The sequence below is a fragment of the Sphingomonas lenta genome, assembly GCF_002288825.1.
Taxonomy (GTDB): domain Bacteria; phylum Pseudomonadota; class Alphaproteobacteria; order Sphingomonadales; family Sphingomonadaceae; genus Sphingomonas; species Sphingomonas lenta.
Genome location: NZ_NSLI01000004.1, coordinates 582220 through 603433, shown reverse-complemented (window position 1 = coordinate 603433; position 21214 = coordinate 582220). Strand labels below are relative to the sequence as shown.

The window sequence follows — 21214 nt, the reverse complement described above, 5'->3', positions numbered from 1 at the left end:
GCCGCGATCAAGCGCGCGGGTGTTGACAGGGGGGTGCAAGCGCCTAGATAGCCCCCTCACCGCGGTTCCCGGGAAATGACGCGCCGTCGCGCAGCGCATCATACGGATGGGGGATCATCGGTTCCAGGACGCCCGAAGCCGACGCACCACGATGCGGTCGGCCTTTCGGCGTCTTTCGTCGCGTCCGGTTCCGGGGCTCCGGGACAGAGATTTACGGCTGGCGAGGCAAATACATCTATGGCGACCAAGGCGATCGACGGCGGCACGGCTCGGGTCGAAGCGAAGGGCGGCACCGCGAAGCGGCGCATCCGCAAGGTCTTCGGCAACGTGCACGAAGTGGTGCAGATGCCGAACCTGATCGAGGTCCAGCGCGAGAGCTACGAGCAGTTCCTCCGCTCCGACAAGGCCACCGGCCACGTGTCGGGCCTGGAGAAGACGCTGCGCTCCGTGTTCCCGATCCAGGACTTCGCCGGAACCGCCTATCTCGACTTCGACGATTACGTCCTCGAGGACCCGAAGTTCGACGTGGAGGAGTGCCGCCAGCGCGGCATCACCTACGCCGCCCCGATGCGCGTGACGCTGCGTCTGACCGCGTTCGAAGTGGATCCGGATACCGAGGCCAAGTCGGTCATCGATATCAAGGAGCAGGACGTCTACATGGGCGACATGCCGCTCATGACGGAGAACGGCACCTTCTTCATCAACGGCACCGAGCGCGTCATCGTCAGCCAGATGCACCGCTCGCCGGGCGTGCTGTTCGACCACGACCGCGGCAAGACGCACGCGTCGGGCAAGTACCTGTTCGCCGCGCGCGTGATCCCGTACCGCGGCTCGTGGCTCGACTTCGAGTTCGACGCCAAGGACATCGTCAACGTCCGCATCGACCGCAAGCGCAAGCTCCCCGTGACGGCGCTGCTCTACGCGCTGGGCATGAACGGCGAGGAGATCCTCAACTATTTCTACAACCGCCTGACCTTCGTCCGCGGAGAGGGCGGCTGGAAGATCCCGTTCCAGGCGGAGAATTGGCGCGGCGCCAAGCCGTCCTACGACATCGTCGACGCGAACTCGGGCGAGGTGGTCTTCGCCGCCGGCCAGAAGATCAGCCCGCGCGCCGCGAACAAGGCGGCCAAGGACGGCCTCACCGACCTGCTGATCCCCACCGAGGAGATCTACGGGCGCTACTCGGCCTACGACCTCATCAACGAGGCGACGGGCGAGATCTATGTCGAGGCCGGTGACGAGATGTCGCCGGAGAACCTCGAGAAGCTCGACCGTGCGGGGATCACCACCGTCGAGCTGCTCGACATCGACCATGTCTCGACGGGTCCGTGGATCCGCAACACGCTGAAGGCCGACAAGGCGGAGGAGCGCGAGCAGGCGCTGTCCGACATCTACCGCGTGATGCGCCCCGGCGAGCCGCCGACGCTGGAGACGGCGGAGTCGCTGTTCGCCGGCCTGTTCTTCGATCCGGACCGCTACGACCTGTCGGCGGTGGGCCGCGTCAAGCTCAATATGCGCCTCGACCTCGACGCGCCGGACACGGTGACGACGCTCCGGACCGAGGACATCCTGGCCGTCATCAAGACGCTGGTCGACCTCAAGGACGGCAAGGGCGAGATCGACGACATCGACAATCTCGGCAACCGCCGCGTGCGTTCGGTGGGCGAGCTGCTCGAGAACCAGTATCGCGTCGGCCTGCTCCGCATGGAGCGCGCGGTGAAGGAGCGCATGAGCTCGGTCGACGTGTCGACCGTGATGCCCAACGACCTGATCAACGCGAAGCCTGCGGTCGCCGCGGTGCGCGAGTTCTTCGGCTCGTCGCAGCTGTCGCAGTTCATGGACCAGACGAACCCGCTCAGCGAAGTGACGCACAAGCGCCGCGTCTCGGCGCTCGGGCCGGGCGGCCTCACCCGCGAGCGCGCCGGCTTCGAGGTCCGCGACGTGCACCCGACGCACTACGGCCGCATCTGCCCGATCGAGACGCCGGAAGGCCCGAACATCGGTCTGATCAACAGCCTCGCGTCGTTCAGCCGCGTCAACAAGTACGGCTTCATCGAGACGCCGTACCGCCGCATCATCGACGGCAAGGTGACCAACGAGGTCGTCTACCTGTCGGCGATGGAGGAGGCCAAGCACACGATCGCGCAGGCGTCGGCCGAGCTGAACCCGGACGGCAGCTTCGCCGAAGAGCTGGTCTCCGCGCGCCAAGCGGGCGAGTTCCTGAACGCGTTGCCCGAGACGATCACGCTGATGGACGTGTCGCCGAAGCAGCTCGTGTCGGTCGCCGCGTCGCTGATCCCGTTCCTGGAGAACGACGACGCCAACCGCGCGCTGATGGGCTCGAACATGCAGCGCCAGGCGGTCCCCCTCGTCAAGGCCGAGGCGCCGTTCGTCGGCACGGGCATGGAGGAGACGGTCGCGCGCGACTCGGGCGCCGCCATCGCCGCCCGCCGCGCGGGCGTGGTGGACCAGGTGGACGCGACCCGCATCGTGATCCGCGCGACCGGCGAGGTCGAGGCGGGCAAGTCGGGCGTCGACATCTACCGCCTGATGAAATTCCAGCGCTCCAACCAGTCGACCTGCATTAACCAGCGCCCGCTGGTGAAGGTGGGCGACGTGGTGCGCGAGGGCGACGTGCTGGCCGACGGTCCCTCGACCGAGTTCGGCGAGCTGGCGCTCGGCCGCAACGCGCTGGTCGCGTTCATGCCGTGGAACGGGTATAACTACGAGGACTCGATTCTCATCTCCGAGCGGATCGTGAAGGACGACGTGTTCACGTCGATCCATATCGACGAGTTCGAGGTGATGGCCCGCGACACCAAGCTCGGGCCGGAGGACATCACCCGCGACATCCCGAACGTCGGCGAGGAGGCGCTGCGCAACCTCGACGAGGCGGGCATCGTCTATGTCGGCGCCGAGGTCGAGCCGGGCGACATCCTGGTCGGCAAGATCACGCCCAAAGGCGAGAGCCCGATGACGCCGGAGGAGAAGCTGCTCCGCGCGATCTTCGGCGAGAAGGCGTCCGACGTGCGCGACACGTCGCTCCGCCTGCCGCCGGGCGTGTCGGGCACGATCGTCGACGTGCGCGTCTTCAACCGCCACGGCATCGACAAGGACGAGCGTGCGCTGGCGATCGAGCGCGAGGAGATCGAGCGCCTGCGCAAGGACTCGGACGACGAGCGGCTGATCCTGAACCGCGCGACCTGGTCGCGGCTGCGCGAGATGCTGATCGGCCAAGTCGCGACCGCCGCGCCCAAGGGCGTCAAGAAGGGCTCCACGATCGACCAGGACCTCTTGGACTCGGTCGACCGCCACGAGTGGTGGAAGTTCGCCGTGCAGGACGACCGCGTCCAGGCGGACCTGGAGGCCGTCAAGGCGCAGTATGACGAGGCGGCCAAGGGCATTCGCGAGAAGTTCGAGGACCGCCGCGAGAAGCTGGAGCGGGGCGACGAGCTGCCGCCGGGCGTGCTCAAAATGGTCAAGGTGTTCGTCGCGGTGAAGCGCAAGCTGCAGCCGGGCGATAAGATGGCCGGCCGCCACGGCAACAAGGGCGTGATCAGCCGCATCCTGCCGCAGGAGGATATGCCGTTCCTCGCCGACGGGACGCCGGTGGACCTCGTGCTCAACCCGCTGGGCGTGCCGTCGCGCATGAACGTCGGGCAGATCTTCGAGACGCATCTGGGCTGGGCCGCCCGCGGCCTGGGTCAGCAGGTGGCGCACGCGCTGGAGGAGTGGCGTGAGGCCAACCCCAACGCGCAGGGCGGCGCGATGCCCGACGCGGTCAAGGAGCGGCTGCTCACCATCTATGGCGAGCACTACGCCGACGACATCCAGTCGCGTCAGCCTCAGGAGATCGTCGAGCTGGCCGAGAACCTGAAGCCGGGCGTACCGATGGGCACCCCCGTGTTCGACGGCGCGGTCGAGGCGGACGTGGCGGAGATGCTGGAGCTGGCGGGTCTCGACCCGTCGGGCCAGTCGGACCTGTTCGACGGCCGCACGGGCGAGAAGTTCGACCGCAAGGTGACGGTGGGCATCATCTACATGCTCAAGCTGCACCACCTGGTGGACGACAAGATCCACGCCCGCTCCATCGGCCCTTACTCGCTCGTCACCCAGCAGCCGCTGGGCGGCAAGGCGCAGTTCGGCGGCCAGCGCTTCGGCGAGATGGAGGTGTGGGCGCTCCAGGCGTACGGCGCGGCCTATACGCTGCAGGAGATGCTGACGGTGAAGTCCGACGACGTGGTCGGCCGCACCAAGGTCTACGAGGCGATCGTCAAGGGCGACGATACGTTCGAGGCCGGCATCCCCGAGAGCTTCAACGTGCTCGTCAAGGAGATGCGCTCGCTGGGCCTCAACGTCGACCTGAAGTCGATGGAAGAGGCTACGGACGACGGCTTCGCCGAGGCGGCGGAGTAACAGACGCAGTGCCGTCGCAGTACGAAGGCCTTATTGACCAGGGTTGGACGGTGACCGAGCCGAACGGTTCGGACACTGTCCTTCACCTGGAGAAGGACGGCCTCGTACTCACTTATGACGGGCATTGGTCGGTGCAGGAGTACTTTGCCGCTAGCGTAAATGGCCGCTGGGCAAATCTCCAGCAAGTCATGGCTAAGGTGGGGCTCGTTCCTAGGGGCGATGGTCGAGACCTCATTGAGGCAGCTGGCCAAGCCAAAGCGATCAAGTCGTACCTTGATAGTCAGACGTTCCGTACCGACGTTCGGAACGAACGGCATCGCGGAATGGCGGAGCTGCGCAAGTTTCAACGATCAATTGGGATGAAGGAGTCTTGGTTGCCGGAAGAAAGGAATATCCTTCATTTGGCAAGAGAGTCGCTTACTTTATCTCGGGCTGTTCCTCTGAAGTACTGGATCGCGGGGCTCGTCGCTTCCGGCTACTTACTGCATGAACTCGTTACTAGCCCGTCGTCCCGAAGCATTGCTATCGTCCTAATACTGCTGACTTTCATCGGTGCCGTTGCGGCACTTGCAAAGAACAAACCCCTCTAAGGGAATTGCGCATGAACGAGATGACCCCCTTCGCCAATCCGATCGCGAAGCCCGAGACCTTCGATCAGATCCAGATCGGCATCGCGTCGCCCGACAAGATCCGCTCCTGGAGCTTCGGCGAGATCAAGAAGCCGGAGACGATCAACTACCGCACGTTCAAGCCCGAGCGTGACGGCCTGTTCTGCGCGCGCATCTTCGGTCCGATCAAGGATTACGAGTGCCTGTGCGGCAAGTACAAGCGCATGAAGTACAAGGGCATCGTGTGCGAGAAGTGCGGCGTGGAGGTGACCGTCTCCAAGGTCCGCCGCGAGCGCATGGGCCATATCGAGCTCGCAGCACCCGTCGCGCACATCTGGTTTCTGAAGTCGCTGCCCAGCCGCATCGGCCTGCTGCTCGACATGCAGCTGAAGCAGCTGGAGCGCGTGCTCTATTTCGAGAACTACATCGTCATCGAGCCGGGCCTGACGCCGCTGGAGAAGTACCAGCTGCTCTCCGAGGACGAGCTGCTGGAGGCGCAGGACGAGTATGGCGAGGACGCCTTTTCGGCCGGCATCGGCGCGGAAGCCGTGCGCATCATGCTCGAGAGCCTGGATCTCGAGGGCGAGAAGGAGCAGCTGCTCCAGGAGCTCGCCACGACCAAGTCCGAGCTGAAGCCCAAGAAGATCATCAAGCGGCTGAAGGTCGTCGAGTCCTTCATCGAGTCGGGCAACCGGCCCGAGTGGATGATTCTGGAGGTCGTGCCGGTCATCCCGCCCGAGCTGCGCCCGCTGGTGCCGCTCGACGGCGGCCGCTTCGCGACGTCGGACCTGAACGACCTGTACCGCCGCGTCATCAACCGCAACAACCGCCTGAAGCGGCTGATGGAGCTGCGCGCGCCGGACATCATCGTGCGCAACGAGAAGCGCATGCTGCAGGAGGCCGTCGACGCGCTGTTCGACAACGGCCGCCGCGGCCGCACGATCACGGGCGCCAACAAGCGTCCGCTGAAGTCGCTGTCCGACATGCTCAAGGGCAAGCAGGGCCGCTTCCGCCAGAACCTGCTCGGCAAGCGCGTCGACTATTCGGGCCGCTCGGTCATCGTGACGGGCCCCGAGCTCAAGCTGCACCAGTGCGGCCTGCCGAAGAAGATGGCGCTCGAGCTGTTCAAGCCGTTCATCTACGCGCGCCTCGACGCCAAGGGCCTGAGCATGACGCTCAAGCAGGCGAAGAAGTGGGTGGAGAAGGAGCGCAAGGAGGTCTGGGACATCCTGGACGAGGTGATCCGCGAGCACCCCGTCATGCTCAACCGCGCGCCGACGCTGCACCGCCTGGGCATCCAGGCGTTCGAGCCGGTGCTGATCGAGGGCAAGGCGATCCAGCTGCACCCGCTCGTCTGCTCGGCGTTCAACGCCGACTTCGACGGCGACCAGATGGCCGTGCACGTGCCGCTGTCCCTCGAGGCGCAGCTCGAGGCGCGCGTGCTGATGATGTCGACCAACAACATCCTCAGCCCCGCCAACGGCAAGCCCATCATCGTGCCGTCGCAGGACATGGTGCTGGGTCTGTACTACCTGTCGATGGAGAAGCAGGGCGAGCCCGGCGAGGGCATGCTGCTCGGTGATATGTCGGAGGTGCACCAGGCGCTGAACGCGGGTGCGGTGACGCTGCACACCAAGATCACCAGCCGCGTGCCGCAGGTCGATGAGAACGGCGTCGAGTATCTGAAGCGCGTCGAGACGACGCCGGGCCGCATGCTGCTCGGCGAGACGCTGCCCAAGAGCCACAAGGTGCCCTTCGAGATCGTCAACCGCCTCCTCACCAAGAAGGACGTGGGCGACGTCATCGACGAGGTGTACCGCCACACCGGCCAGAAGGAGACGGTGCTGTTCGCCGACGCCATCATGGCGCTGGGCTTCCGGCACGCGTTCAAGGCCGGCATCTCGTTCGGCAAGGACGACATGATCATCCCGAACGAGAAGGTGGCGCTGGTCGACGAGACCCGCGCGCTCGTGAAGGACTTCGAGCAGCAGTATCAGGACGGCCTGATCACGCAGCAGGAGAAGTACAACAAGGTGATCGACGCCTGGAGCCGCTGCGGCGACCAGGTGGCCGCGGCCATGATGAACGAGATCAAGGCGGTGAAGCGCGACGAGGAGACCGGCCGCGAGAAGCCGATCAACTCGATCTACATGATGGCGCACTCGGGCGCCCGCGGTTCGCAGGCTCAGATCAAGCAGCTCGCCGGCATGCGCGGCCTCATGGCCAAGCCGTCGGGCGAGATCATCGAGACGCCGATCATCTCGAATTTCAAGGAAGGCCTGACCGTCCTTGAGTACTTCAACTCGACGCACGGCGCCCGCAAGGGTCTGGCCGACACGGCGCTCAAGACGGCGAACTCGGGATACCTGACCCGCCGCCTCGTCGACGTGTCCCAGGACTGCGTCGTGATCGAGGACGATTGCGGCACCGAGCGCGCGCTGGAGATGAAGGCCATCGTCCAGGGCGGCTCCACCATCGCCTCGCTCGGCGAGCGCATCCTGGGCCGCACCACGGCCGAGGACGTGGTCGATCCGAAGTCGAACGCGGTGGTGATCCCGTCGGGCACGCTGCTCGACGAGCCGATGGTGGCGCAGATCGAGGCGATCGGGCTCCAGGGCATGAAGATCCGCTCGCCGCTCATCTGCGAGTCGAAGATCGGCGTGTGCGGCAAGTGCTACGGGCGCGACCTCGCCCGCGGCACGCCCGTCAACATCGGCGAGGCGGTGGGCGTCATCGCCGCCCAGTCGATCGGCGAGCCGGGCACGCAGCTGACGATGCGCACCTTCCACATCGGCGGCGCGGCGCAGCTGAACGAGCAGTCGAACCTGGAGGCGCCGGTCGACGGCACCGCCCAGTATCGCGACCTGCGCGTGATCGTGGACCAGCGCGGCCGCCGCGTCGTGCTGAGCCGCTCGGGCGAGATCGTGATCGTCGACATGGACGGCCGCGAGCTCTCCTCGCACCGGATCCCCTACGGCGCCTATGTGGCGTTCGACGACGGCCACATGCTGTCCAAGGGCGACCGCATGGCGGAGTGGGACCCGTTCACCATGCCGGTGATCACGGAGACCGCGGGCGTGGTGAAGTTCCAGGACCTCATCGAGAACCGCACGCTGACGGAGCAGGTCGACGAAGCGACTGGCATCGCCCAGCGCGTCGTCACCGAGTTCCGCCAGACGGGCAAGTCGAAGGAGGACCTGCGTCCGCGCCTGACGCTCACCACCGACGAGGCGGGCGAGGCCGCGCGCTACCTGCTCGCGCCCGGCACCGTGCTGTCGGTCGAGGACGGGGCGCAGGTGCAGGCGGGCGACGTGCTCGCGCGCGCCAGCCGTGAGAGCGCCAAGACCCGCGACATCACCGGCGGTCTGCCGCGCGTCGCGGAGCTGTTCGAAGCGCGCAAGCCCAAGGAGAACGCGATCATCGCCAAGGTCTCGGGCCGCGTCGTGTTCGGCAAGGACTACAAGGCCAAGCGCAAGATCGGCATCCAGCCCGAGGACGGCTCGGAGGTCGTGGAGTACCTGATCCCGAAGTCGAAGGTCATCGACGTGCAGGAGGGCGACTACGTCAAGCGCGGCGACAACCTGATCGGCGGCAGCCCCGATCCGCACGACATCCTGGAGGTGCTCGGCGTCGAGGCGCTGGCGGAGTATCTCGTGTCGGAGATCCAGGAGGTCTATCGACTGCAGGGCGTGAAGATCAACGACAAGCACATCGAGGTGATCGTTCGCCAGATGCTGCAGAAGGTCGAGATCACCGACGGCGGCGACACCACGCTCTTGGCGGGCGAGCAGGTCGATCGCGAGGAGATGGACGCCATCAACGACAAGCTCGCGCCCAACCAGGCGCGCGCGCAGGGCAAGCCGATCCTGCTCGGCATCACCAAGGCGTCGCTCCAGACCCGGTCCTTCATCTCGGCCGCGTCGTTCCAGGAGACCACCCGCGTCCTCACGGAAGCCGCGGTCCAGGGCAAGCGCGACGAGCTGATGGGCCTGAAGGAGAACGTCATCGTCGGCCGGCTCATCCCGGCGGGCACGGGCGCGGGCATGAACCGCCTGCGCGTGGCGGCGTCCAGCCGCGACGCGGCGCTCCGGGCGCAGCAGCGCAGCCTCGCGGCGGCGCTGGTCGCCCCCGAAAGTGCTGCCGAGCTCCGCGCCGCCGAGGAGCAGCGCTCGGTGCGCGACGACGTGGGCACGGGCGACGACCCGCTGGCGGCCGTGGTGCCTTCGGGCCACGGCACGGACGAGGACGCGGGCGAGTATCTCGACCGCGGCCCCGACGCGACCGAGTTCCTGCCCCACGGCGAGTGATCGCCGCGCCAGGCGTGAGGTGAAGGAGCCGCCGTCCGGGGAGACCCGGGCGGCGGTTTCTTTTTGCGCCCGGACGGCGTGCCTTCCGGTCCCGCGTCGAGCGTCGGTCTGGCAATAAACGCGATCTTCATGCAGGACACGGCAATGAGGTCGCGGAAAGAGTGATGATGGCGGCCGGGTCCGATCGAGACGATATCGTCAGAGCCGATATGGAGCGCGTCTTCCGGCCGCTGGGCGCGCGCCCGTCCGGTTCCCAGGCGCTCGTGCCGCAGGAGCGCGGCGGCGGGGTCGCGCGCGCACGCAAGGGCGGTCGGTGGATCACGGTGGCGGCGCCCGCGCTGCTGCTCCTGTTCCTCCTGGCGTTCGCAGTACACCGTTTGACGGCGGGCGTCGGCGGACCGACGGCGACGCAGGCCCCGGAAGTGCGGGTCGCGCAGCGTCCGGCCGCGCAGGCCGCACCACCCTCGGCCGATCCGACCGCGCCACCGACCCCGGACGCCGTCGCCGACCTGAAATTGCAGCCGGATCGCCCTGTTCCGGACGCCACCGCCGGCGCGTCGCCCCGCGCCGACGAGTCGCCCGAGCCGCGCTCCTCCCCGCCTGCGGCCGCGCCGAGCGCGGCGCCGCGTTCGGGCGAGGCGCGCCGGTCGGAAGACGTCGCCCCGGCGACGGCCGCCCGCTCGAGCGAGGCGCGCGAGCGGGCCGCACGGGGGGCGACGCCCGCGCCGCGTCCTTCCGCGACGAGGGTCCTCGCGGCCGCGCCTCCCGAGCGCCGGACGCAACGGGCGACCGCGCCTCGGCGGAGAGGCTGCGCGCCGGGCAGCCCGGAGGATCACTGCATCTACCAGGACGTGCTTGCCGCCCATAACCGCCTGTCCGCCTCCTATGAGCGGGCCAAGCGCAGCGGCGTTCCGGCGGAATATCTGTTCGGCGTTCGGGCGCGCTGGGCGCGCGCGCGCAAGGTCGCGGACGACGAGCCCGACGCGGCGATCGCGCGCTACAACCGGCTGGCCGACTTTCTCGACCGCTCCAGCCGCGGCGAGCGCCGATGACGGCGCACACGGACGGCCCCTCGCGCGGCGTCGAGGTGGTGCGCCGCGCCGCGCCCGCCGGCGGGCCGACCTCGGCGAAGACGGGGGGCCGGGTCGTCTACGCGGTGGGCGACGTCCACGGGCGCTACGACCTGCTGGTCGAGCTCCTGGAGGCGATCGTGGCGGACGTCGCGACGCTCGCGCCCGCCGACAAGCCGCTGCTGATCTTCGTCGGCGATTACGTCGATCGCGGCCCGGCGTCGGCGAAGGTGGTGTCGACGCTGGTCTGGCTGTCCCGCCACGCCACGGTCGAGGTCGCGTTCCTGCGCGGCAATCATGAGGAGATGCTGCTCACCTTCCTCGCCGAGCCCGACAAGGCGCTGCCCTGGCTCCAGTTCGGCGGCGCGGAGACGCTCGCGGCGTACGACGTCGCGGTGCCCGGGGACGACCTGGCCGAGCGGTGCTGGGCGGTGCGCGACGCGCTGATGGACCGGCTCCCGGCCTCGCACCTCCAGTTCCTGCGCGCCCTGCCGACGCAGGTGACGTGCGGCGACTACGTCTTCGTGCACGCGGGGCTCCGGCCGGGGGTCCCGCTCGCAAGGCAGGACGAGGACGACCTCCTGTGGATCCGCGACGAGTTCTTGGAAGGAGAGTACCGTTTCGAGAAGATCGTCGTGCACGGCCATAGCTGGACGGACGACATGCCGGAGGTGACGCGTTACAGGATCGGGATCGACACGGGCGCATATGCGACGGGCGTGTTGACGGCCGTCCGCCTGGCGGACTCGACGGTGGAGTTCCTGCAGGCGCGGGCCTGCGCGCCCACCTCGGCCCCGGCCGCGACCCCCGTCGCGTAACGCCGATACCGAGGGTCACCATGTCTCAGCTCCGCATTTTCGCCGCGCTCCTGTCGATCCTGTCGCTGCTGGTCGCCGCCTGGATGCACCTGGGCGGAGCGCCGGTCGCCGTGGTGGCGGCGATCGCCGTCGGGGCGGCGTGCCTGGCGGTGGTCGCGCCCTTCGACGCGCCGGACCCGCCGCAGCGCCGGCGGGTGCTGTGGGCCTGCATCGCCCATGTCGCCGCGATCGCGGTCGCGGCGGTGCTGGCGGTCGCGGCCGAAGCGACCCTCCCGCGCCTCGGCTCGCTCATGCTCCTGCTGCTGCTCGGCGGCGCGCTCAGCGCCCGGGCGTTCGCCACGCGCAACCGCCGCCGCATCAAGGGCTGGGGCGGCTACTTCACGAACTGATCTGGCGCGGCGGCGCGGGCGGGGCTAGCGGTCGGGCATGCGCTTCCCCGTCGTTTCCGCCCTGCTCCTGGCCGCCGCCCCGCTGGGCGCGCAGACCCCCTCCCCCGTCCAGGCCGACGCGATCCGCGAGGACGTGCGCGTCATGTCCTCCGACGCCTTCCAGGGCCGCGGCCCCGGCGAGCGCGGGGAGACGATGACGCTCGCTTACCTCAAGCAGCAGTTCGAGGCGGCGGGGCTCCAGCCGGCGGGGCCGAACGGGTCCTGGTTCCAGGACGTGCCGCTGATCCGCATGGACAAGGGCGCGCTCGACCTTCAGGTCACGGCGGCCGGCCGCCGCCTGCCTACGGCCCGCGCGCGCGACTGGTCGATCGGCACGAGCCACGAGGGCACGGCGAGCGTGACGGACGCGCCCGTCGTGTTCGCCGGTTTCGGCATCCACGCGCCGGAACTCGGCTGGGACGATTACGCGGGCGCGGATGTCCGCGGCAAGGTCGTGCTGATCCTGCCCAACGACCCCGATTTCGATCAGGAGACGGGGCCGTTCGGCGGTCGCCAGCGCAGCCGCTACGCGGGCGGCAAGGCGCAGGCGGCGTTCGCGCGGGGTGCTGTCGCGGTGCTGCAGATCCATCGCCAGGCGCTGACGAGCTGGCCGTGGCAGCAGCTGTGGAACAGCGACCCCAACCCGACCTTCCGCCTCGCCTCCGCGCCCGCGCCGACCGGCCCGGCGCGGCTGACGGGCTATGTCTCGGGCGACCTCGCGGCGGCGATGTTCTCGCGCGGGGGCCTCGATCTGGAGGCGCTGATCGCCCAGGCGCAGCGGCCCGGCTTCCGCGCGGTCGCGGTGCCGAACGTCAGCATCGGCGGCTCCGCCACTGTGACCGCTTCGCCCATGACGACGCGCAACTTCGTCGCCAAGCTGGACGGCGCGGGCAGAGCCGACGAGACGGTGGTGTTCGGCGCACACTGGGACGCGTACGGCGCGGGCCCGGCGGACGCGACGGGCGACACGATCCGCAACGGCGCGGTGGACAACGCGGTCGGCACCGCGACGATGATCGAGGTCGCGCGCGCCTTCGCGCGAGGGCCGCGGCCCAAGCGCACCTTGCTCTTCATCGGCTACACGTCGGAGGAGGACGGGCTGCTCGGCGCGTACCATTACGTCGCCGACCCGCTCCGGCCGCTGGAGACGACGGCGGCGGTGTTCAACCTCGACCCGCACCTCGCGCTGCCCGCGACGCGGTCGGTCGAGCTGATCGGCGCGGGGCGCGTCGACCTGGAGGACGACCTGCAGCGGCTGGCGGGGGCGCAGGGCCGCCGCATCGAACCGGAGGTGGCACCCGAGGCGGGCTGGTACCAGCGGTCCGACCACTACGCCTTTGCGCAGGCGGGTGTGCCGTCGCTCTATTTCCGCGCGGGCCGCGACCTGGCTACCGGCGGACGCGCCGATGCGGTCGTCGAGCAGTATAATTCGCAGTGCTATCACCAGCGCTGCGACGAGTTCCGCGAGGAGTGGGACATGGCCGCCGCCGCGCAGGACGGCGCGCTGGTGTACGCGCTCGCCCGCGAGGTGGCGGACGGCGGCCGCTGGCCCGAATGGCGTAGCGGTCAGGAGTGGGGCGCGATCCGGGCAAAGTCGCGTAGCCGTCGGCGGTGAAGCGCCTCCTCGCGGCGGCGCTGCTTCTCGCCGGCTGCGGCGCGGAGCGGGAGCCCGAGCCCGACCCGGCGGCGGTGGAGATGATCACCGCACCCCGCCGCGCGGCCTGCGAGGCGCGCGTGTTCGAGGAGACGGACTTCACCGTCTGCCCCGTCGACGCGCGGCGCGACCGGCTGGAGCTGGTGGTGGACGGGCCGGACGGCGCGCCCTTACGCAGCCTCGCCGCACTGGAGCAGGCGCTGGGGCCGCGCGCGCGGGATGTGCGCTTCGCGATGAACGCGGGCATGTACGACGAAGCGGGGCGGCCGATCGGGCTGTACGTTGACGACGGCGAGGAGGAGCGGCCGCTCAACCTGCGGCAGGGGCCGGGCAACTTCCACCTCCTGCCCAACGGCGTGTTCGCGGTGGACGGGGACGGCCGCATGTCGGTGACCGAGAGCCGCCGCTTCCGCGAGCGCGTTCCCTCCCCGCGCCTCGCCACCCAGTCGGGGCCGATGCTGGTGATCGACGGCGAGCTCCACCCCGCCTTCGACGAGGATGGCGAGTCCCGCCTCGTCCGCAACGGCGTCGGCGTGCGCGACGGGCGCACGGCCTACTTCGTCATCAGCGAGGACCCGGTCTCGTTCGGCCGCTTCGCCCGGCTGTTCCGCGACGCGCTCGGCTGCCGGGACGCGCTGTTCCTCGACGGCAGCGTGTCGAGCCTGTGGGACCCGGGCGCGGGACGTCGGGACGGCTACTCGCAGCTCGGGCCGATGCTGGTCGTGAGCCGCCCCGCGACCCACACAAGTTAACGACGTCGCCCGCCCCCGGCCACCCGGCCCATGCGTTCTCCCGCGCAGGAGGACGCCCATGGCCACACAGACACTGTCCGACGCCGCCGAGCTGATCCGGGACCGCGCCGAGCCGCTGCCGCCACTCGACGACCCGGAGTTCGCCGCCGCCTTCGACCGCTACGCCGACGCGCGCGTGGTGCTGCTCGGCGAGGCGAGCCACGGGACAAGCGAGTTCTACCGCGCCCGCGCCGCGATCACGCGGCGGCTGGTCGAGCGGCACGGCTTCACGGTCGTCGCCGTCGAGGCGGACTGGCCGGACGCGGCGGTCATCAACCGGCGCGTGCGCGGGGCTCCCGAGCGCCCGGAGCTGGGCCGGCCCTTCCGCCGCTTCCCGACCTGGATGTGGCGCAACACCGACGTCAACGCGCTGGTGCGCTGGATGACCGAGTGGAACCGGGACCGGGCGGCGGACGCCCAGGTCGGCTTCTACGGCCTCGATCTCTACAACATGGGCGGCGCGACCCGGGCGGTGATCGACTATCTCGACCGTACCGATCCGGAGGCCGCGGCGGTCGCGCGCGACCGCTACGGGTGTCTGACGCCCTGGCGCGACGACCCCGCGCACTACGGCCGTAAGGCGTGGACGCAGGGCTATGCCGAGTGCGAGGAGAAGGTCGTCGCCATGCTGATCGACTTGCTCGAGCAGGGCCGCGCCGACGACCCCGACTTCCTGGACGCCGCGCAGAACGCTCGGCTCGTGGCGAATGCGGAGGCCTATTACCGCGTCATGTACCAGGGCTCGGCGGAAAGCTGGAACTTGCGCGACACGCATATGGCGGACACGCTGGACCTGATGCTGGAGGCGAGACCCGGCGTGAAGGCGGTCGTCTGGGCGCACAACAGTCATATCGGCGACGCGCGCGATACGGACATGGGCCGCGAGCGGGGCGAGCTGAACCTGGGCCAGCTGATGCGCGAGCGGCACGGCAGCGACGCGCGGCTGATCGGTTTCGGCACGCATACGGGCACCGTCGCGGCGGCGACCGACTGGGACGGGCCGATGGAGGTGAAACGCGTCAACCCCTCGCGCCCGGATTCGTGGGAGCGCGCGAGCCACGACGCGGGCCACCAGCGGTTCCTGCTCGACTTGCGGGAGCGCATCGACCTCGGCCCCGACCGGCTGGAGCGGTTCATCGGCGTCATCTACCGCCCCGACACCGAGCGGTGGAGCCACTATGCCGAGGCGAGCCTCGCGCGGCAGTATGACGGCTGGGTCTGGTTCGACGAGACGGGCGCGGTGACGCCGCTGCCGGGTGCGGCGGACGGAACGGAGGCGAGTGCGGACGACACCTGGCCGTTCGGGATGTGACTCGACCATTCCTCCCCCGCTTACAGCGGGGGAGGGGGACCGCGCCGCTTGCGGCGTGGTGGTGGTGGGGCGTAGCGCGACGAGCGACATGCCGGGGGCATGTCGCCGCGCGGAGCCGGCCTGCGGGACGCAGGCCGTGGGCGATGCCGCATCCCGTAGCTCCCCCTCCACCAGCTTCGCTGGTCCCCCTCCCCCCGCCGTGGGCGGGGGAGGATTTTAGGCGGCCGCCCCCGCCCTGGTCGTCTCGCTGATCGGGATTTTCGGCTGCTTCGAGAAGGTCCGGATCAGCGTCTCGAATCGGCCGCCCTCCACGCGGATCTCGTTGAACGCCGGCGGCGTCTCGCGCGTGCGCTTGGAGAGCGTGCCCGCGCCGATCATGCGCACCGTCCAGCCGCCGCGCGTGACGGGCACGTCGAACGGGTCGTGCACGTGCCCCGACAGCACCGCATGCGCGCCCGCACCCGCCAGTCGGCGCAACGCGTCCTCGCCGCCCAACGTCTTGGCGGTGCCGCGCGTGCCCACGTCGACGAGCGGGTGGTGCCCGGCTACGAGGATGGTGTTGCCCTTGGGCGCCTGGGCGATCTGCTTGAGCGCCTGGCGCAGCGAGCGCTGGTCGACCATGCCCTTGGACCAGTTCATCCGCCACTGCGCGCGCGCCGTCGTCTTCAAGGGCACGATGGTGACGCCCGGCAGCTGCAGCTCGCGCTCGATCATCCGCTCCAGCGCCTTGTAGCGGCGATACGGGTTCAGGAAGCGGCCGATCGGGTCCCAGTAGTAGGGGATGTCGTGGTTGCCGACCTCCACGGTCACGGGCGCGGCGAGGCCCTGGAGCCATTTGCCGCCGGCCTCGAACTCGCGGCGGCGCGCGCGCATCGTCAGGTCGCCCGTCATCACCACCGCGTCCGGCTTCTCGTCCGCCACGCGCTCCTCGAACCAGCGGAGCGCGGCGACGTCCTCCGCGCCGAAATGGACGTCGCTGACGTGGAACAGGCGGATCATGCGGGAACCTTGATGGTGAGGCAGACAAGCGGAACGCGCCGGGGCTCCTACCGGCTCCGCGCGCGTTGGAGAAGCCATGTACCCGGTCACGCCCGACGGCCGCTATTTCGTGGTGCGTGGGCGGCTGTGGCGCTGCTCCGACCCGTCGCTCCCACCCGAACGGCGCGAGGCGCTGGTGCGCGAGCTGATGCACGCGCGGCGGCGGGTCGGCGCGGCGAAACGCGCGGGCGACGCGGAGGCGGAGCGCGCGGCGCGAGCGGACGTACACCGGGCGAAGCTGGCGCTGGGTGAGCGCGGGCCGGTCTGGTGGAGCGACGGCGCACCGGACTGGAACCGGCGCATGGCGGCGGGGACGCCGTATGCGGAGTGGTGGGCGGGGCTGCTTCCCTAAATCCCGCCCTGCGCCACCTCACGTCCCGCCGTCTCCAGCTCGCGCGTCAGGTGCGCCAGGCACGCGTCCACCAGCGCCTCGTCGGGCGAACGCACGACGAAGTTCGCCCCCACTCTGCCCTCGCGGAAGAAGGGGTAGCTGCCGATCGCCACGCCCTCGAACGCCTTCTCCGTCGAGCGGAGCAGGTCGGCGACCTCGCTCTCGGCGACCCAGCAGCCGATCGACTTCGACACCACCGGACGCCCGCCCTCGAGCTGCCCCGTCAGCGTGTCGAGCATGCCCGCCGTGATGTGTGGCACGCCCGCCATGATGAACAGGTTGCCGACCCGGATGCCCGGCGCGCCCGAGACCCGGTTGGGGATCAGCTCCGCCCCTTCCGGCACGCGCGCCATGCGGGCGCGGGCCTCGTTCATGCCGCCGCGGCCGGCGTAGTAGCGCTCCAGCACCGCCATCGCGTCCGGGTGGTGCACGACGGGCACGCCCAGCAGCTCGGCGATCGCGTCCACCGTGATGTCGTCGTGCGTCGGCCCGATGCCGCCGGTGGTGAAGCAATAGTCGTACGCCGCCCTGAGCGCGCCCACCGCCTCGACGATCGCTTCCGTCCGGTCGCCCACCACCCGCGCCTCGGCGAGCTGGATGCCCTGGACGTTGAGCCAGGCGGCGATCTGGGAGACGTTCTTGTCCTGGGTGCGGCCCGACAGGATCTCGTCGCCGATCACGACGAGCCCGGCGGTCCAGATGCGTGTCTGCTCCATGGCGTCCGCGTTGCCCTCGCAATGGCCGGGCCGCAAGCGTATATGCCCGCCCATGACCGACTACGTCACCGTCACCTCCGACGCGCCCGAGGGCCGCACCGGCGCCATCAAGCTGCACGGGCGCGCCGCGTTCGACGGCATGCACCGCGCCGGGCGTCTCTGCGCCGAGACGCTGGACATGCTGGTCCCGCACATGGTGCCGGGCGTCACCACCGCCGAGATCGACCGGCTGGCGTACGACTTCATCACCGCGCGCGGCGGCGTCCCGGCGACGCTGGGCTATCGCGGCTACACGCATTCGACCTGCATCTCGATCAATCACGTCGTCTGCCACGGCATCCCGTCGGAGAAGACGCTGAAGTCGGGCGATATCGTCAACGTCGACGTGACGCCCATCCTCGACGGTTGGCACGGCGACTCGAGCCGCATGTACCTGATCGGCGACGTGCCGCTGAAGGCGAAGCGCCTGGTCGAGGTGACGTACGAGTGCCTGATGCTGGGGCTGGAGCAGGCCAAGCCCGGCAACCACCTCGGCGACGTCGCGCACGCGATCCAGCGCCACGCGGAGCGCCACCGCTACGGCGTGGTGCGCGACTTCTGCGGCCACGGGCTCGGCCGCCTGTTCCACGACGCGCCGGAGGTGGTGCACGTGGGCAAGCCCGGCACCGGCCCGGAGCTGAAGCCCGGCATGATCTTCACCGTCGAGCCGATGATCAACATCGGCCGGCCGGACGTGAAGCTGCTGGACGACGGCTGGACGGCGGTGACGCGCGACCGCTCGCTGTCGGCGCAGTTCGAGCACTCGATCGGCATCACCGAGCAGGGCTGCGAGATCTTCACGCTCAGCCCCAAGGGCTGGCACGCGCCGCCCTACCTGTGATTTGTACGGAATGGCCCTAGCCGGGGCCCCGGATCGGACATAGCCTCCCCCGGCGAACGGACGGGAAGGTCATCATGCGCGCGACTCTGACTGCTTTGGCCCTGTTGCTCGGCACGGCGCCGGTTGCTGCGCAGACCCCGGCCGCTGCGGCGGACGCGCAGGCGGATCGGCCGGCCAAGACGCCCGGCGGCTCGACCTTCACCGCGCCCAAGGCGTGGAGCTTGCGTGAGGCGCCCCGCTTCGCCGAGCTCGGCGCGCCGGAGGGCGACCTCAAGATCGCGCTGGTGGACGTCGGCCCCGCTCCCGACGCCAAGGCCGCGGTCGCGTCCGCCTGGACGGCTTACGCGCCGGCCATGACGCGGCCGCCCAAGCTCGTCACCGCCAGGCCGCCGCGCAACGGCTGGGACGAGCGCCACGTCGTCGACTACGAGGTCTCGCCGAACGAGAAGCGCGCGCTGTTCGCCACCGCGCTGCGCGCCAAGGACCGCTGGACGGTGTTGCTGTTCGACGGCGCGGAGGCGACCGCGGAGAAGCGCGCGGCCGCGGCCAACCTCGTCGCGCAGAGCCTGCGCCCGGCCGGCTATACGCGCGAGAGCTTCGCGGGCAGACAAGCGCACGCCATGACCCCCGAGCGCATCGCGATGCTCCGGAGTTTCGTGGAGACTTCGATGCGCGAGCTGGGCGTGCCGGGCGCGTCCTTCGCGATCACCGACCGGAACCGCACCATCTACTCGGCCGGGCTGGGCGTACGCGAGCTGGGCAGGCCGGAGCCGGTCGACGCCGACACGCAGTTCATGATCGCGTCCAACACCAAGGGCATGGCGACGCTGCTGCTCGCCAAGCTGGTGGACGAGGGCAAGCTGAGGTGGGATCAGCCGGTCGCGCAAGTCTATCCCGACTTTAAGCTGGGGAGCCCGGAAACGACGAACAGCACGCTGGTTCGGCACTTGGTGTGCGCGTGCACGGGCCTGCCGCGGAAAGACCTGCAATGGCTGTTCACCGGCACGCCGAAGACGCCCGCCGCCGACACGTTCGTGCAGCTCGCGGCGACACAGCCGACCAGCGGCTTCGGCGAGGTGTTCCAGTACAACAATCTCATGGCCACCGCCGCGGGCTATGTCGGGGGGCACCTGGCCTATCCCGGGACCGATGTCGGGACGGCGTTCGACCGGGCGATGGACGAGAAGGTGTTCCGCCCGCTCGGCATGACGGCCACCACCTTCGACTTCGATCGGGCGATGGCGGGCAACTGGGCCCGGCCGCACGCCTATAACATCGACGGCAGGCCGGTCGCGTCCGTCACGGAGGCGATGGCGTTCAACCGCTCCATCCACCCCTACCGCCCGGCGGGCGGTGCGTGGTCCACTGCGAACGACCTGATCAAATATGTCCGCTTCGAGCTGAACGAGGGCAAGCTCGACGACGGGCGTCAGTGGGTGTCCAAGCCCAACCTGCTCGCGCGCCGCCAGCCCTTCGTGCCCACGGGGGAGGACTCGACCTACGGCATGGGGCTGTTCACCAACAGCTACTGGGGCGTGCCCGTCGTGCATCACGGCGGCAGCATGGGCGGTTACAAAAGCGACATCATGCTGGTGCCCGACGCGGGCGTCGGCGCGGTGATCCTGACCAACTCGGACCAGGGCCAGATGCTGCTCAGGCCCTTTATGCGGCGGCTGCTCGAGATCCTGTACGACGGCAAGCCGGAGGCCGCGGGCGACATCGCCGCGTCGGCCGCGCGGATCAAGGCGGAATACGCGACCGAGCGCAAGAAGCTGACGCTGCCCGCCGACCCCGCCGCGGTGGCCGCGCTCGCGCCGGCCTATGTCAACCCGGACCTGGGGCGCATCACGGTGGCGCGCGGATCGGACGGGCGACCCTCGTTCCGCTTCGCCTCTTTCGGATCGCCGATGGCGACCAGGCGCAACGACGACGGCACCACGAGCTTCGTCACGCTGGAGCCGACGGTGCTGGGCTTCCCCTTCGTCGTCGCGACCGAAGGCGGCAAGCGCGCGCTGATCGTCCGCGACAGCCAGCACGAGTATAAGTTCGTCGAGGCGCCCTGAGCGAGCGAACCGTCACGCGTGGGTGACCGGCACCTTCTCGACCGGCCGGTCTGGTCGGCGCTGACCACGCGACGGGCGGAGTTCGCGACGGGCGGCCCGCTCGCGCACCGGCTGTCGCCGGATATGGGATTGTTCGCCGCCGCCGCCGACGCGTCGCAGCCCGCGCTCGCGGCGCTCGCCCGGCTCGTCGGCCCCGGCGAGATCGTCGGCACCGTCGAACCCGCCGGTTGGCCCGCGGCGCCCGGCCTCACGCCCATACGGGATGCACGATGCGTGCAGATGGTCGCGGACCAAGTGCCCGTATTCGAGGCGAGCGCCGACATTGTGCCGCTGAACGAAAGCGACGCGCCCGCCATGCTGGACCTCGCTACCCGCACCGAACCCGGCCCGTTCCGGGCTGCGACGCACCGCTTCGGAGGCTTTGTCGGCGTGAAGCAGGGCGGCAGGCTCGTCGCGATGGCCGGCAGGCGGTTGGCGGTGCCCGGTCACGTCGAGCTGAGCGGCGTATGCACCGATCCCGAGCACCGCGGGCGCGGCTACGCCCGCATCCTGTCGGCCCATGTCGCCCGCGCGATCGCCGCCGCTGGCGACCGACCGTTCCTTCACGCCTATGCGGGCCACGGCGCCACGATCGCGCTGTACGAGTCGCTCGGCTTTCGGATCAGGACCGAGCTCGACTATCGATTGTTCGCGCGAGGCTGACTTGCGCGTCCGGCGTCGCT

Annotated in this window: 15 protein-coding genes; 13 read left to right on the top strand and 2 right to left on the bottom strand. The window is 69.7% G+C overall.

Translation table 11 applies throughout. The features are described from left to right. Positions 1-237 precede the first annotated feature (237 nt). The 9 genes from rpoB to CKY28_RS14985 all read left to right on the top strand — a co-directional run bounded on the left by rpoB (position 238) and on the right by CKY28_RS14985 (position 15404). Complete coding sequence (gene rpoB, locus CKY28_RS15020; protein WP_095999150.1) at positions 238-4416, top strand: DNA-directed RNA polymerase subunit beta; 4179 nt, start codon at positions 238-240, stop codon at positions 4414-4416. A gap of 50 nt (positions 4417-4466) precedes the next feature. Then, the gene (locus CKY28_RS18370) at positions 4467-5006 is read left to right on the top strand and encodes a hypothetical protein (RefSeq protein WP_141243954.1); all 540 of its coding nucleotides are present in this window, start codon (positions 4467-4469) and stop codon (positions 5004-5006) included. An 11-nt stretch (positions 5007-5017) separates the two neighbouring features. Beyond that, entirely contained in the window at positions 5018-9331 is a 4314-nt protein-coding gene (gene rpoC / locus CKY28_RS15015; RefSeq protein ID WP_095999149.1) for a DNA-directed RNA polymerase subunit beta', read from the top strand. A 209-nt stretch (positions 9332-9540) separates the two neighbouring features. Next, on the top strand, positions 9541-10383 hold the full coding sequence (locus tag CKY28_RS15010) for a hypothetical protein (RefSeq protein ID WP_095999148.1): 843 nt from the start codon (positions 9541-9543) through the stop codon (positions 10381-10383). After that, entirely contained in the window at positions 10380-11219 is an 840-nt protein-coding gene (locus CKY28_RS15005) for a metallophosphoesterase family protein (RefSeq protein ID WP_095999147.1), read from the top strand. Before CKY28_RS15010 ends, CKY28_RS15005 begins: the two co-directional genes overlap by 4 nt. 20 nt (positions 11220-11239) lie before the next feature. Continuing rightward, a complete protein-coding gene (locus tag CKY28_RS15000) occupies positions 11240-11608 on the top strand; it encodes a hypothetical protein (protein ID WP_095999146.1) in 369 nt (122 codons plus the stop codon). A 37-nt stretch (positions 11609-11645) separates the two neighbouring features. After that, on the top strand, positions 11646-13262 hold the full coding sequence (locus CKY28_RS14995; RefSeq protein ID WP_095999145.1) for a M28 family peptidase: 1617 nt from the start codon (positions 11646-11648) through the stop codon (positions 13260-13262). Next, the gene (locus tag CKY28_RS14990; protein ID WP_245841862.1) at positions 13259-14053 is read left to right on the top strand and encodes a phosphodiester glycosidase family protein; all 795 of its coding nucleotides are present in this window, start codon (positions 13259-13261) and stop codon (positions 14051-14053) included. Before CKY28_RS14995 ends, CKY28_RS14990 begins: the two co-directional genes overlap by 4 nt. A gap of 58 nt (positions 14054-14111) precedes the next feature. Then, complete coding sequence (locus tag CKY28_RS14985) at positions 14112-15404, top strand: erythromycin esterase family protein (protein WP_095999144.1); 1293 nt, start codon at positions 14112-14114, stop codon at positions 15402-15404. Positions 15405-15620: 216 nt separating this feature from the next. On the opposite strand, the gene CKY28_RS14980 is transcribed toward CKY28_RS14985, so the two are convergent. Further along, positions 15621-16403: a metallophosphoesterase family protein gene (locus CKY28_RS14980; RefSeq protein WP_095999143.1), complete on the bottom strand. Its 783-nt coding sequence runs from the start codon at positions 16401-16403 to the stop codon at positions 15621-15623. Between the two features lie 76 nt (positions 16404-16479). Here CKY28_RS14980 and CKY28_RS14975 point away from each other — a divergent pair, with 76 nt between their 5' ends. Then, a complete protein-coding gene (locus tag CKY28_RS14975) occupies positions 16480-16794 on the top strand; it encodes a hypothetical protein (RefSeq protein ID WP_095999142.1) in 315 nt (104 codons plus the stop codon). Here the strand turns inward: CKY28_RS14975 and CKY28_RS14970 are convergent. After that, the gene (locus tag CKY28_RS14970; protein WP_095999268.1) at positions 16791-17549 is read right to left on the bottom strand and encodes a competence/damage-inducible protein A; all 759 of its coding nucleotides are present in this window, start codon (positions 17547-17549) and stop codon (positions 16791-16793) included. The two genes, CKY28_RS14975 and CKY28_RS14970, sit on opposite strands and share 4 nt — an antisense overlap. Before the next feature lie 52 nt (positions 17550-17601). Between CKY28_RS14970 and map the strand changes: the two genes are divergently transcribed. The 3 genes from map to CKY28_RS14955 all read left to right on the top strand — a co-directional run bounded on the left by map (position 17602) and on the right by CKY28_RS14955 (position 21194). After that, positions 17602-18429, top strand: coding sequence for a type I methionyl aminopeptidase (map, locus tag CKY28_RS14965; protein WP_095999141.1), 828 nt, complete (start codon positions 17602-17604; stop codon positions 18427-18429). 74 nt (positions 18430-18503) lie between these two features. Then, on the top strand, positions 18504-20492 hold the full coding sequence (locus tag CKY28_RS14960; RefSeq protein ID WP_095999140.1) for a serine hydrolase domain-containing protein: 1989 nt from the start codon (positions 18504-18506) through the stop codon (positions 20490-20492). 18 nt (positions 20493-20510) lie between these two features. Then, positions 20511-21194, top strand: coding sequence for a GNAT family N-acetyltransferase (locus tag CKY28_RS14955; protein ID WP_095999139.1), 684 nt, complete (start codon positions 20511-20513; stop codon positions 21192-21194). Positions 21195-21214 lie beyond the last annotated feature (20 nt).